Raw genomic sequence first — 13,022 nt, forward strand, 5'->3', positions numbered from 1 at the left:
CAACACCGCCAACGCCCAGCAAGTGTTCAGCACCTGCGTCGCCCTCGGCGGCGGCAACTGGGACCACTCGGCGCTGATCAAAGGCCTGGAGCACATGGCCAACTTCTCGATTCGCGGGGAGTAAGCGGCAAGCTTCAAGCGGTAAGCTGCAAGTAGAAGCCGATCAGCTTTTTCTTGCAGCTTGCCGCTTGAAGCTTGCAGCTGCTACTTCCACCCCTCCAAACGCATGGTCGCCCGAACGAGGCGCTGTTCTTCTTGCTCGATCTCGCGCAAGTTGTCGCGGACGCTGTTGATATGCTCCCGCGCCGCTCGCTGGGCCTGTTCGGGCAACTGCTCCATCACCGCATGGTAGAGCCGTGAGTGCTGGCGATCGATCTGTCGCTTCTGCGCGGGCCGACAGTAGAGATTATTGACCGAGGCGAAAACGGTACTCAGCATCAAATCGCTGAGTGATTGCAGGGTATGCACCAAGACCGGGTTGTGCGACGCCTCGCTGATCGCCCGGTGGAAGGCATGGTCGCGCCGGGCGTGCTCTTGCGGGTCATGTGAGTAGGGATGCTCCTGGGCATCGACCATCTCGTCGTAGCGTCGCTTGATCAGCACCCGGTCGACATCGGTGGCACGCAACGCGGCCAGCCTCGCCGACTCCGCCTCCAGGAGCGCCCGCACCTCCAGCAAATCGAACAAGGTGCGTGGCTGCGAGCTGAACAGATGCATCAGCGGCGTCGCATTCCCTGTTCGGCTCAAGTCTGCGACGAACGAGCCTCGCCCTTGCTCGGTCTCAACGATACCCCTCCCACGCAGCACCCGCAGGCCTTCGCGCAACGCCGAGCGGGAGCAGCCCAGTTTCTCCACCAGGCGCCGCTCGGAAGGCAATGCCTGGCCTACCTTGAGCACACCATCGACGATCAGCTTTTCGATGCGCTCGGCCACCTGGTCGGCGACTTGCGTCTTGCTTTGCTTGCGTGAATCAACGGTGTCCATCGCCACCTCTCAACTGGTCGGACCAGCTTCTTGTTATCGTGCGCTTCGGGGAAGAGTTTCACGCAAAAAACCTGATGCTACTACCCACATTCGCCCCTCACGCCAAAAAAGTGGTCCGACCAGTTCACCCGCTCATCGACTCACAGGCTCGGAACGCGCAGCCTACGCTCGACGTCGGCCCGGTGGGCCAGCTTCGGGCGGACCAGGCCCCAAGCGCACCGGCTGCCGCCAAGAACAACAAAAATACAAGTGAGCCTTATGAACATTCTCTACGACGAGCGCGTCGATGGCGCACTGCCTCGAGTCGACAAGGCCGCCCTGCTCTCGGCACTACGCCAGGCCCTGCCTGACCTGGAGATTCTCCATAGCCAGGAAGACCTGCGCCCTTACGAATGCGATGGCCTCAGCGCCTACCGCGTGGTGCCCCTGCTGGTGGTGCTGCCCGAGCGCCTGGAGCAGGTGCAGGCCCTGCTGAAGATCTGCCACGCCCGCCAGGTGCCGGTGGTGGCCCGCGGCGCCGGTACCGGGCTATCCGGCGGCGCCCTGCCGCTGGAGCAAGGCATCCTGCTGGTGATGGCGCGCTTCAACCGCATCATCGAGATCAACCCCGAAGGCCGCTTCGCCCGCGTCCAGCCAGGGGTGCGCAACCTGGCGATTTCCCAGGCCGCGGCCCCCCACGGCCTGTACTACGCCCCCGACCCATCCTCGCAGATCGCCTGCTCGATCGGCGGCAATGTCGCCGAGAACGCCGGCGGCGTGCACTGCCTGAAGTACGGCCTGACCGTGCACAACCTGCTCAAGGTCGAGATCCTCACCGTCGAGGGCGACTACATGACCCTGGGCAGCGACGCCCTGGACGCACCCGGCTTCGACTTGCTGGCACTGTTCACCGGCTCCGAAGGCATGCTCGGCATCGTCACCGAGGTGACCGTCAAGCTGCTGCCCAAGCCCCAGGTCGCGCGGGTGCTGCTGGCCAGCTTCGACTCGGTGGAAAAGGCCGGGCGCGCGGTAGGCGACATCATCGCCGCCGGCATCATCCCCGGGGGCCTGGAGATGATGGACAACCTGTCGATCCGCGCCGCCGAAGACTTCATCCACGCCGGCTACCCGGTGGATGCCGCCGCCATCCTGCTGTGCGAGCTCGACGGCGTGGAAGCCGACGTACAGGACGACTGCGTGCAGGTCGAGGCGGTGCTCAAGGCCGCCGGCGCCACCGACGTGCGCCTGGCCTGCGACGAGGCCGAGCGGGCACGCTTCTGGGCCGGGCGCAAGAACGCCTTCCCCGCCGTGGGGCGCATCTCCCCGGACTACTACTGCATGGACGGCACCATCCCGCGCCGCGCACTCCCCGGGGTGCTCAACGGCATCGCCGAGCTGTCGCACGAATATGGGCTACGCGTGGCCAACGTGTTCCATGCCGGCGACGGCAACATGCACCCGCTGATCCTCTTCGATGCCAACCAACCTGGCGAGCTGGAGCGCGCCGAAGCCCTGGGCGGCAAGATCCTCGAACTGTGCGTGGCGGTCGGCGGCAGCATCACCGGCGAGCACGGCGTGGGGCGCGAGAAGATCAACCAGATGTGCGCGCAGTTCAACAGCGACGAGCTGACCCTGTTCCACGCGGTCAAGCATGCCTTCGACCCGCAAGGCCTGCTCAACCCCGACAAGAACATCCCCACCCTGCACCGCTGCGCCGAGTTCGGCTCGATGCACGTGCACCACGGCAAGCTGCCGTTCCCTGAACTGGAGCGTTTCTGATGCGACACGATCACGACGCCAGCGCCGCCCTGCTGGAGCAGGTCAACCAGGCGCTCAACGAACGCACGCCGTTGCGCATCCAGGGCAGCAACAGCAAAGCCATGCTCGGCCGACCGGTGAGCGGCGACGTGCTCGACACCCGCAGCCACCGCGGCATCGTCAGCTACGACCCGACCGAGCTGGTGCTGACCGCACGGGCCGGCACGCCGCTGCTGGACATCGAGGCCGCGCTGGATGCCGCCGGGCAGATGCTGCCCTTCGAGCCGCCGCACCTGGGCCGCGAGGCCACGTTGGGCGGGATGGTCGCCGCCGGGCTGTCCGGCCCGCGCCGCCCGTGGGCCGGCTCGGTTCGCGACTACGTGCTCGGCACCCGCGTCATCACCGGCCACGGCAAGCTGCTGCGCTTCGGCGGCGAGGTCATGAAGAACGTCGCCGGCTACGACCTGTCGCGCCTGATGGTCGGCAGCTTCGGCTGCCTGGGGCTGCTGACCGAGGTTTCGCTGAAAGTGCTGCCCAAGCCGCGCAAGTGCCAGAGCCTGCGCCTGGAGATGGACGTGCACCAGGCCCTGGGCGAGCTGGCCGAATGGGGCCAGCAACCGATCCCGATCAGCGCGGCCTGCCATGATGGCAAGGCCCTGCACCTGCGCCTGGAGGGCGGCGAAGGCTCGGTGGCCTCGGCGGTCGAGCGCCTGGGTGGCGAGGCCCTCGATGGCCGCTACTGGGCTGACCTGCGCGAGCAGCGCCTGGGCTTTTTCGAAGCGCCCGAGCCGCTGTGGCGCCTTTCGCTGCCGCACAACAGCCCACCGCTCGAACTGCCGGGCCGGCAACTGCTGGACTGGGGCGGCGCGCAGCGCTGGCTGAAGTCCGACGCGCCGCCTGTGCTGATTCGCCAGGCCGTGGCCCGCCTGGGCGGCCACGCGACCCTCCACCAACCAGACCCGGCCCCTTTCCACCCACTGGCCGAACCGCTGCTGCGCTACCACCGCAACCTCAAGCAGCAACTCGACCCCCAGGGCATCTTCAACCCGGGCCGTCTGTACGCCGAAATCTGAGAGCGCGCCATGCAAACCAACCTGAGCGAACAAGCCAAAAGCCTTCCCCGCGCCGAGGAAGCCGAGCGGATCCTGCGCTCGTGCGTGCACTGCGGGTTCTGCACCGCCACCTGTCCCACTTACCAGTTGCTGGGCGACGAGCTGGACGGCCCGCGTGGGCGCATCTACCTGATCAAGCAGGTGCTCGAAGGCCAGGAGGTCACTGCCAAGACCCAGACCCACCTGGACCGTTGCCTGACCTGCCGCAACTGCGAAACCACCTGCCCCTCCGGCGTGCAGTACCACGACCTGCTGGACATCGGCCGTGCCGTGGTCGAGGCACGAGTACCGCGTTCGTTCGGCGAGCGCCTGCTTCGCGAAGGCCTGCGCACGGTGGTGCCTCGGCCGGCCGTGTTCAAAGCCCTGACTCGCACCGCAAAGGCCTTCCGCCCGCTGCTGCCGCAGACACTGCAAGCCAAGCTGCCGCGCCATCCGCACCCGGCCAAGCCGCGTCCCCGGGTGCTGCATGCCCGTCGTGTGCTGATGCTCGAAGGCTGCGTGCAACCGTCCCTGTCCCCCAACACCAATGCCGCCGCCGCCCGCGTGCTCGATCGCCTGGGCATCTCGGTGACGCCAGCCCGCGAGGCCGGTTGCTGCGGCGCGGTGGACTATCACCTCAATGCCCAGGACAAGGGCCTGGAACGCGCCCGCCGCAACATCGACGCCTGGTGGCCGGCCGTCGAGGCCGGTGCTGAGGCCATCGTGCAAACCGCCAGCGGCTGCGGCGCCTTCGTGCGCGACTACGGCCACCTGCTCGAGCACGACCCGGCCTACGCCGCCAAGGCCACACGGGTCAGTGCCCTGGCCCGCGACCTGGTCGAGGTGCTGCGCGCCGAGCCGCTGGAGCGCCTGGGCATCCACGGCGACCGGCGCCTGGCCTTCCATTGCCCATGCACCCTGCAGCATGCGCAGAAACTCGGTGGCGCCGTGGAAGACGTGCTCGAACGCCTGGGCTTCAGCCTGACCCAGGTGCCCGACAGCCACCTGTGCTGCGGCTCGGCCGGCACCTACTCGCTGACCCAGCCCGAGCTGTCACGGCAATTGCGCGACAACAAGCTCAACGCCCTGGAAAGCGGCAACCCGGAAGTCATCGTCACCGCCAACATCGGCTGCCAGACCCACCTCGACGGCGCCGGACGCACGCCTGTGCGCCATTGGATCGAGCTGGTGGAAGAAGCACTCGTCTAGGAGAACGCCATGCAACGCAAAGCTGTACTCGAGCAGGCCGACGTCGCCCGCATCCTCGCCGCTGCCCACGAAGAGGCGCAGCGCAACCAATGGGCGGTGTGCATCGCCGTGGTCGATGACGGCGGCCACCTGCTGGCCCTCCAGCGCCTCGACGGCTGCGCGCCCATCGCGGCCTACATCGCCACCGAGAAGGCCCGTAGCGCGGCCCTCGGCCGGCGTGACACCAAAGGCTATGAAGAGATGGTCAACGGCGGGCGCACAGCGTTCGTCAGCGCGCCGCTGCTGACCTCGCTCGAAGGCGGCCTGCCGCTGCGGGTGGACGGCCAGGTGGTCGCCGCCGTGGGGGTTTCCGGCGTCAAGGCCGAGCAGGACGCCCAAGTGGCCGCAGCCGGTATCGCCGCGCTCTGAGCGCGGCTTCAAGAACAGATGGACCCAGTGATAGGAGAGACGAGCATGACCGAACGCGTGCCTTGCCAGCGTTTGCAGGTGGCGGAGAACTTCAAGCGTTTCATCGAGGATGAGGTGCTCCCCGGGACCGAGGTCGCAGCGGAGCGTTTCTGGAAGGGCCTCGATGCCCTGGTGCACGACCTGGCCCCGCGCAACCGCGCCCTGTTGGCCGAACGCGACCGCCTGCAGGCCGAACTGGATACCTGGCACAGGGCGCATCCTGGGCCGGTGACCGACATGGACGCCTACCAGCACTTTCTCACCCGCATCGGCTACCTGCTGCCGCAACCTGAAACGGTCAAGGTCGGCACCGAGCACGTCGACAGCGAGATCACCGTGCAGGCGGGGCCGCAACTGGTGGTGCCGGTGATGAACGCGCGCTATGCCCTCAATGCCGCCAACGCCCGCTGGGGCTCGCTGTACGACGCCCTGTACGGCACCGACGCGATCGCCGAAGACGACGGTGCGGCCAAAGCCCCCGACTACAACCCGGTACGCGGCGCGCGGGTGATCGCCTTCGCCCGCGCCTTCCTCGACCAGGCCTTCCCGCTGCAGGGCGCCTCCCACGTCGAGGCCAGCGCCTACCAGGTGGTGGCCGGCCAGTTGCAGGTCTCGCTGAAAAACGGTGAGGCGACCGGCCTGGCCCAACCGGATCAGTTCGTCGGCCACCAGGGCGAAGCCTCGTCGCCAGCCGCCGTACTGCTCGTGCACCACGACCTGCACGTGGAAATCCAGATCGACCCGACCAGCCCCATCGGCAGCACCGACGCCGCCGGGATCAAGGACCTGCTGCTGGAGTCGGCGCTGACCACCATCATGGACTGCGAAGACTCGGTGGCCGCGGTCGATGCCGACGACAAGGTGGCCGTCTACCGCAACTGGCTGGGCCTGATGAAGGGCGACCTGGCCGAACGCGTGCGCAAGGGTGGCCAGACCTTCACCCGCACCCTGAACCCCGACCGCACCTACCACGGCCGCGATGGCGCGCCACTGACCCTGCCGGGGCGCTCGCTGCTGTTCGTGCGCAACGTCGGCCACTTGATGAGCACCCCGACCATTCTCGACGAGCAAGGTCAGGAGATTCCCGAAGGCATCCTCGATGCGGTGGTCACCAGCCTGGCCGCCCTCCACGACCTGCGTCGGCGCGGCAACTCGCGCAACGGCAGCGTCTACATCGTCAAGCCGAAGATGCACGGCCCGGCCGAAGTCGCCTTTGCCGATACGTTGTTCGGCCGCGTCGAAGACCTGCTCGGCCTGGCCCGCCACACCCTGAAGATGGGCATCATGGACGAGGAACGGCGCACCAGCGTCAACCTCAAGGCGTGCATCGCCGAGGCGGCCAGCCGCGTGGTGTTCATCAACACCGGGTTCCTCGACCGCACGGGCGACGAGATGCACTCGGCCATGGAAGCCGGCGCCATGCTGCGCAAGGGCGACATGAAGTCCACCCCGTGGATCCAGGCCTACGAACGCAACAACGTGCTGGTGGGGCTGGACTGCGGCCTGCGCGGCCGTGCACAGATCGGCAAGGGCATGTGGGCCATGCCGGACCTGATGGCGGCCATGCTCGAACAGAAGATCGCCCACCCCAAGGCCGGCGCCACTACCGCCTGGGTGCCCTCGCCCACCGCCGCCACCCTGCATGCCCTGCACTACCACCAGGTAGACGTGCGCCAGGTGCAGCGGGAGCTCGAACGCATCGACCTGCACAGCCAGCGCGAAAGCCTGCTGCGTGACCTGCTCAGCGTGCCGGTCAGCCCTACGCGCGACTGGAGCGCCGCCGAGATCCAGGCGGAACTGGACAATAACTGCCAGGGCATCCTCGGCTACGTGGTGCGCTGGGTCGAACAGGGGGTCGGTTGCTCCAAGGTGCCGGACATCCACGACGTCGGCCTGATGGAAGACCGCGCCACCCTGCGCATCTCCGCCCAGCACATCGCCAACTGGCTGCACCACGGCGTGGTCAGCGCCGACCAGGTTCGCGCGACGCTGGAGCGCATGGCGCGGGTGGTCGACGAGCAGAACGCCGGCGACCCCGCGTACCGGCCGATGGCATCGGATTTCGAGAGCTCGTATGCCTTCCGCGCAGCCAGCGACCTGGTGTTCAAGGGGCGTGAGCAGCCCAGCGGGTATACCGAGCCGCTGCTGCATGCCTGGCGGCTGCGTTTCAAGCAGGCGCGCTGAATCTGTACCGGGCTGCCTTGCAGCCCATCGCCGGCAAGCCGGCTCTCAGGGCCAAGTCGATCACCAATGGTGTGACTTGCAAGGCCCTGTGGGAGCGGGCTTGCCCACGAACAGGCCCGAACAGACACCACCTGACCACTGACCCACCCGGAGACCTCATCCCCGTCGACACGCCCACCCCCTGACAAGCTACCAACAATAAGAAGAGGCTTTTGACATGCAAACCTGGCAACAGATGTACACCCCGCTCGGCAGCCTAGGCCTGTCGGCGCTGGTCGCGCTGATCCCGATCATCTTTTTCTTCGTCGCCCTCGCCGTCTTTCGCATGAAAGGCTACCTGGCCGGCACCCTCACCCTGGTGCTGTCGATCCTCGTCGCCACCCTGGCCTACGGCATGCCCCTGGACATGGCCTTCGCCGCCGCCGGCTACGGCTTCGCCTACGGCCTGTGGCCGATCGCCTGGATCATCGTCGCGGCGGTGTTCCTCTACAAGCTCACGGTCAAGAGCGGCCAGTTCGAGGTGATCCGCAGTTCGGTACTGTCGATCACCGACGACCAGCGCCTGCAGGTGCTGCTGATCGGCTTCTCCTTCGGCGCCTTCCTCGAAGGCGCGGCAGGTTTCGGTGCGCCTGTGGCAATCACCGGTGCCCTGCTCGTGGGCCTGGGCTTCAACCCGCTGTATGCCGCCGGCCTGTGCCTGATCGCCAACACCGCCCCGGTGGCCTTCGGTGCCCTGGGCGTGCCGATCATCGTCGCCGGGCAGGTGACCGGCATCGACGCCTTCAAGATCGGCGCCATGGCCGGGCGCCAGTTGCCTCTGTTGTCGGTCATCGTGCCGTTCTGGCTGGTGGCGATCATGGATGGCTGGCGCGGCGTCAAGGAGACCTGGCCCGCCGCCCTGGTGGCCGGTAGCAGTTTCGCCATCACCCAGTACCTGACCTCCAACTACATCGGCCCGGAGTTGCCGGACATCACGTCGGCGCTGGTCAGCATCGTGTCGCTGACGTTGTTCCTCAAGGTCTGGCAACCGACCCGCGCTGCGGATCGCGAGGTCGTCGGCATGTCTGGCGGCGCCGCCGTGATGGGCGGCTTCTCCGGCGCCCGCAGCGCCACGCCCTCGCCCTACGCCTTCGGGCAGATCCTCAAGGCCTGGTCGCCGTTCCTGATCCTCACCGTGCTGGTGACCATCTGGACGCTCAAGCCGTTCAAGGCCCTGTTCGCTCCGGGCGGAGCGTTGGAGCAACTGGTACTGGTGCTCGCCATCCCGCACCTGGACCAGTTGGTGATGAAGGCCGCGCCCATCGTCGCCGAGCCCACTCCCATGGCGGCGGTGTACAAGTTCGACCTGGTGTCGGCGGGCGGTAGCGCGATCCTGTTGTCGGCGCTGTTGTCGATGTTCGTCCTGCGCATCGACTGGAAGACAGGCCTTGCCAGCTTCAAGGAGACCCTGGTCGAACTGAAGCTACCGATCCTGTCCATCGGCATGGTGCTGGCCTTCGCCTTCGTCACCAACTACTCGGGCATGTCCACCACCCTGGCGCTGGTGCTGGCCGGCACTGGCGCGGCGTTCCCGTTCTTCTCGCCGTTCCTCGGCTGGCTGGGCGTGTTCCTGACTGGCTCCGACACCTCGTCCAACGCGCTGTTCGGCTCGCTGCAGGCCACCACCGCGCACCAGATCGGCGTCAGCGACACCCTGCTGGTGGCTGCCAATACCAGTGGCGGCGTGACCGGCAAGATGATCTCGCCACAGTCGATCGCCGTGGCCTGCGCCGCCACCAGCATCGTTGGCAAGGAGTCGGACCTGTTCCGCTTTACCCTCAAGCACAGCCTGATCTTCGCCGCCATCATCGGTTTGATCACGTTGTCGCAGGCGTATGTGTTCACCGGTATGTTGGTGCATTGATACCCATTGGGCGCAGGGAGAGAGCAGCGGGCTGCTCTCTCCCTCCTGCCAGCGCACCTTCACCTGGCCGCTTGATGAACACTTGTCCCTTTATGGGGACATGGGCGGCAAAACATCGCGATTAGGATTGCCTTCGATTTCAGTGGTCTCTGCCCACAAACACAAGAACATCGGAGAGCATTCAGCATGCACTGCCCATCGGTCGAGCCACGACGCTCGCTTTATTTCGATTACCAGGTCTATCCCGCCTTTACCGCGGCCGTGGGTGCCGTCTCCCGCCATCGTGAGGCGGTCGTGGTGGTCGGCGCCGGCCCCATTGGCCTGACGGCGGCATTGGAGCTTGCGCGATATGGCATCCCCAGCGTGGTGCTGGAGGCCGAGCAGCAGGTCAGCGAGGGCAGCCGTGCCATCGTCTTCACGCGTCGTTCGCTGGAGATCCTGCAGCAGATGGGTGTCGCTGATCGAGTCACCCAGGCCGGGCTTGCCTGGCGCTTCGGCAATTCGTTCTACCGCAACCAGCTGGTGTACCGCATGGAAGTGCCCCACGATGACGACGACCGCTTCCCGCCCATGACCAACCTGCAGCAGCCATGCCTGGAGCATGAACTGGTACAGGCCGCCCAGGCCAACCCGCTGATCGAGCTGCGCTGGGGCAACAAGGTTGTCGAGGTACGCCAGCACGATGATCACGCATGCCTGGAGGTGGATACGCCAGCCGGCCTGTACTCACTGGAAAGCAGCTGGGTCATCGCGGCCGACGGTGCACGCTCGGCCCTGCGTAGCCTCCTTGGCCTGAAACTGGAAGGGGCAGCCTATGAAGGCCGCTTCGTGATTGCCGATATCCGTATCAAGATCGACCTGCCCACCGAACGGCTGGCCTACTTCGACCCACCCTGGAACCCGGGGAACACGGTATTGATGCACCGTGAGCCGGACGATATCTGGCGTATCGACTACCAGTTGCCGGCTGACGAAACGCCCGAGCAGGCGCTGTCGCCCGAGTCGTTGCGCGCGCGTATCGACGCGCAGCTGGCCTTGGTGGGTGTGCAGGATCGTCGTTGGGCGTTGGACTGGAGCTCGGTGTATTCGGCACGTGCGTTGACACTGCCCGAGTACATCCAAGGGCGGGTTGTGTTCGCGGGAGATGCCGCCCACTTGCTGCCGATTTTCGGCGTGCGCGGGGCGAATACCGGGTTTCAGGACGTCAGCGACCTGTGCTGGAAACTGGCCCTGCAGATCAAAGGCCTGGCTGGCCCTGAACTGTTGCCCTCCTATAGCCATGAACGGGTGGGCGCGGCTCGCGAGATCATCCAGGAGGCGGGAAAGAGCACGCGCTTCATGACACCACCCAGCACGGCGCAGCGCTTGCTGCGCGATGCGGTGCTGTCCTTGTCGCTGAGCCAGGCGTTCGTTCGGCCGCTGTACCACTGGCGCACCTCCAGGCCGCATGACTATTGCGACTCGCCGCTCAATTGCCGGGACGACGATGACCACCTGTTCACCCAGGGGCCACGGGTAGGCGCTACGCTGCTGAACCTGCGCCTGGGCGACGACGACTTCCTCTTCGATCACCTTGGGGCGGCGTTTCATCTGCTCTGGTTCAGCGATGCCGCAGAACTGCCACAGGACGTTCAGGCCCAGGTTTCGAGCTTGCAGGCGCAAGGAGTACCGCTTCGGGTGATCGCCGTGGGTGCCCAGGTCAAGGGCGCGGACTTGTCCCTGGATGATCGCAGTGGCCGCCTGCGCCAACGCTATGGGGCACCGCTGGGCGGTGCCTACCTGGCCCGTCCGGACCAACACGTATGCGCGCGTTGGCAAACCCTGAGCGCAGCTGCGCTGGCGGCCGGCATCCATAGCGCCCTGGGCAATCACTGAGGAGAGCATCATGTCGACCCTGACCATCGCCGATCTGGAAACCCTCTACGACCACCTGGCCGACAGCCTGGACCGCACGCCCGAAGGCAAGCGGGAGCTGATGTTGGTCAAACTGGCCCTGCTGGCGGCCGAAGCGCTGGGCGATGCCGAGCGTTTCGCCCAACTGGTCGAGATCGCCTCGCGCGATCTTTAGCTGGCCTGTCCCCGTCGCCCGGCGCCCGCCGGGCAATGGACTTCCCAATAATAACAATCAGGTGGTCCCCATGACCCACGCTGTCGCCGAGGCCGCGCCTGCCTGCGCATCCAGTGACTATCACCGTGTCGGGCGCAAAGTTGCCCGTCGGTTGATCCCCTTCTTGTTCCTGTGCTTCGTGCTGTCGTTCCTGGACCGGATCAACATCGGCTTCGCCGGCCTGACGATGATGGCCGACCTGCAGTTGAGCAGTACCCAGTTCGGCCTCGCCACGACGCTGTTCTATGTCGCCTATATCGCCTGCGGTATCCCCAGTAACCTGGCCTTGGCCCGTATTGGCGCCCGACGCTGGATCGGTTGCTTGATGATTGCCTGGGGGCTGGCCTCGACCGCGACGTTGTTCGCCACTGGCCCACTGTCCCTGTACCTGCTGCGGATCGTGGTGGGCATTACCGAAGCCGGATTCCTGCCCGGCGTGCTGCTGTACCTCACCCTGTGGTTCCCGAGCGCCTACCGCGCCAGGGCCAATGCGCTGTTCATGATCGCCATGCCGTTCACGGCGGGTTTCAGCTCGGCATTGTCGGGGCTGATCCTCGGGCTCGACGGCACCTGGGGTTTGAAAGGATGGCAATGGCTGTTCCTGCTCGAGGGGTTGCCCTCGGTGCTGGTCGGGTTCGTGGTGTTCCGTTACCTGGATGACAGCCCGCGCCAGGCCAACTGGCTCGATGCCAAGGAGCAAGCATTGCTGCTCGCTGCGCTGGACGCCGAGCGCAAGGGCCCCGGCAAGCCGGCAGCAGCGCCACGCAGCGTGCTGATGGAGCTGGCCTCGCCGCGCATCCTGTTGTTCGGCATGGTGTATTTCTGCCTGGTCAACACGCTGGCGATGATTGCGGTATGGACACCCTTGATCGTCAAGAGCTTCAACAGTACCGGGAGCCACCAGGCGATCGGCCTGCTTGCCGCCGTCCCCCAGGTCGTGACCATCGTCTCGATGGTCGTCTGGGGACTGCATTCGGATCGCACCGCCGAACGCCGCTGGCATTTGGTGCTGCCCATGTTGCTGGCGGCGATCGGCTGGTTGCTGGCGCTGCCCGGCGGTGGCGCGACGCTGCAGTTGACCGGTGTATGCCTGGCCGCGGCCGGCTCCTACACGGCGATGTCGATTTTCTGGACCACGCCCGACCAGTGCTTGAGCATCGAAGCCCGGGCGCTGGGCATTGCCCTGATCAATGCCCTCGGCAACCTGGGCTCGGCCCTGAACCCACTGCTGGTGGGCTGGCTCAAGGACCTGACCCAAGGCTTCACGGCCGGGTTCATCTACGCAGGCGTGCTCATGCTGGTCGGGGCGCTGTTGGCCTTGTGTCTGCCGCTGTCGGCTAACCGAACCACCGCCTGATAG

At 66.3% G+C, this 13,022-nt stretch carries 10 protein-coding genes and 1 pseudogene; 10 read left to right on the forward strand and 1 reads right to left on the reverse strand.

The window, feature by feature from the left end:
• Positions 1–124: pseudogene (locus NJF35_RS23550) on the forward strand (2-hydroxy-3-oxopropionate reductase); the annotation flags it as partial.
• Between the two features lie 80 nt (positions 125–204).
• Here the strand turns inward: NJF35_RS23550 and glcC are convergent.
• Complete coding sequence (gene glcC / locus NJF35_RS23555) at positions 205–984, reverse strand: transcriptional regulator GlcC (protein ID WP_225789236.1); 780 nt, start codon at positions 982–984, stop codon at positions 205–207.
• Between the two features lie 258 nt (positions 985–1,242).
• Between glcC and glcD the strand changes: the two genes are divergently transcribed.
• The 9 genes from glcD (at position 1,243) to NJF35_RS23600 (ending at position 13,019) form a co-directional block, all read left to right on the forward strand.
• Positions 1,243–2,742, forward strand: coding sequence for a glycolate oxidase subunit GlcD (glcD, locus tag NJF35_RS23560; RefSeq protein ID WP_253091544.1), 1,500 nt, complete (start codon positions 1,243–1,245; stop codon positions 2,740–2,742).
• Positions 2,742–3,794 (forward strand): glycolate oxidase subunit GlcE, encoded by a 1,053-nt coding sequence (glcE, locus tag NJF35_RS23565; RefSeq protein WP_253091545.1) that lies wholly within the window; start codon positions 2,742–2,744, stop codon positions 3,792–3,794. Before glcD ends, glcE begins: the two co-directional genes overlap by 1 nt.
• A 9-nt stretch (positions 3,795–3,803) precedes the next feature.
• On the forward strand, positions 3,804–5,021 hold the full coding sequence (gene glcF, locus NJF35_RS23570; protein ID WP_253091546.1) for a glycolate oxidase subunit GlcF: 1,218 nt from the start codon (positions 3,804–3,806) through the stop codon (positions 5,019–5,021).
• A 9-nt stretch (positions 5,022–5,030) separates the two neighbouring features.
• Entirely contained in the window at positions 5,031–5,429 is a 399-nt protein-coding gene (locus NJF35_RS23575) for a heme-binding protein (protein ID WP_225789232.1), read from the forward strand.
• 45 nt (positions 5,430–5,474) lie between these two features.
• Positions 5,475–7,652, forward strand: a complete 2,178-nt coding sequence (locus NJF35_RS23580; protein ID WP_253091547.1) for a malate synthase G — start codon at positions 5,475–5,477, stop codon at positions 7,650–7,652.
• A gap of 217 nt (positions 7,653–7,869) precedes the next feature.
• On the forward strand, positions 7,870–9,555 hold the full coding sequence (locus NJF35_RS23585; RefSeq protein ID WP_253091548.1) for a lactate permease LctP family transporter: 1,686 nt from the start codon (positions 7,870–7,872) through the stop codon (positions 9,553–9,555).
• 186 nt (positions 9,556–9,741) lie between these two features.
• Positions 9,742–11,430, forward strand: a complete 1,689-nt coding sequence (locus tag NJF35_RS23590; RefSeq protein WP_253091549.1) for an FAD-dependent monooxygenase — start codon at positions 9,742–9,744, stop codon at positions 11,428–11,430.
• A 10-nt stretch (positions 11,431–11,440) separates the two neighbouring features.
• Positions 11,441–11,623: a DUF2783 domain-containing protein gene (locus tag NJF35_RS23595; protein ID WP_225789228.1), complete on the forward strand. Its 183-nt coding sequence runs from the start codon at positions 11,441–11,443 to the stop codon at positions 11,621–11,623.
• A gap of 70 nt (positions 11,624–11,693) precedes the next feature.
• Entirely contained in the window at positions 11,694–13,019 is a 1,326-nt protein-coding gene (locus NJF35_RS23600) for an MFS transporter (RefSeq protein WP_225789227.1), read from the forward strand.
• The last annotated feature ends 3 nt before the right edge of the window (positions 13,020–13,022 follow it).

The organism is Pseudomonas guariconensis (assembly GCF_024127895.1).
Lineage (GTDB): Bacteria > Pseudomonadota > Gammaproteobacteria > Pseudomonadales > Pseudomonadaceae > Aquipseudomonas > Aquipseudomonas guariconensis_B.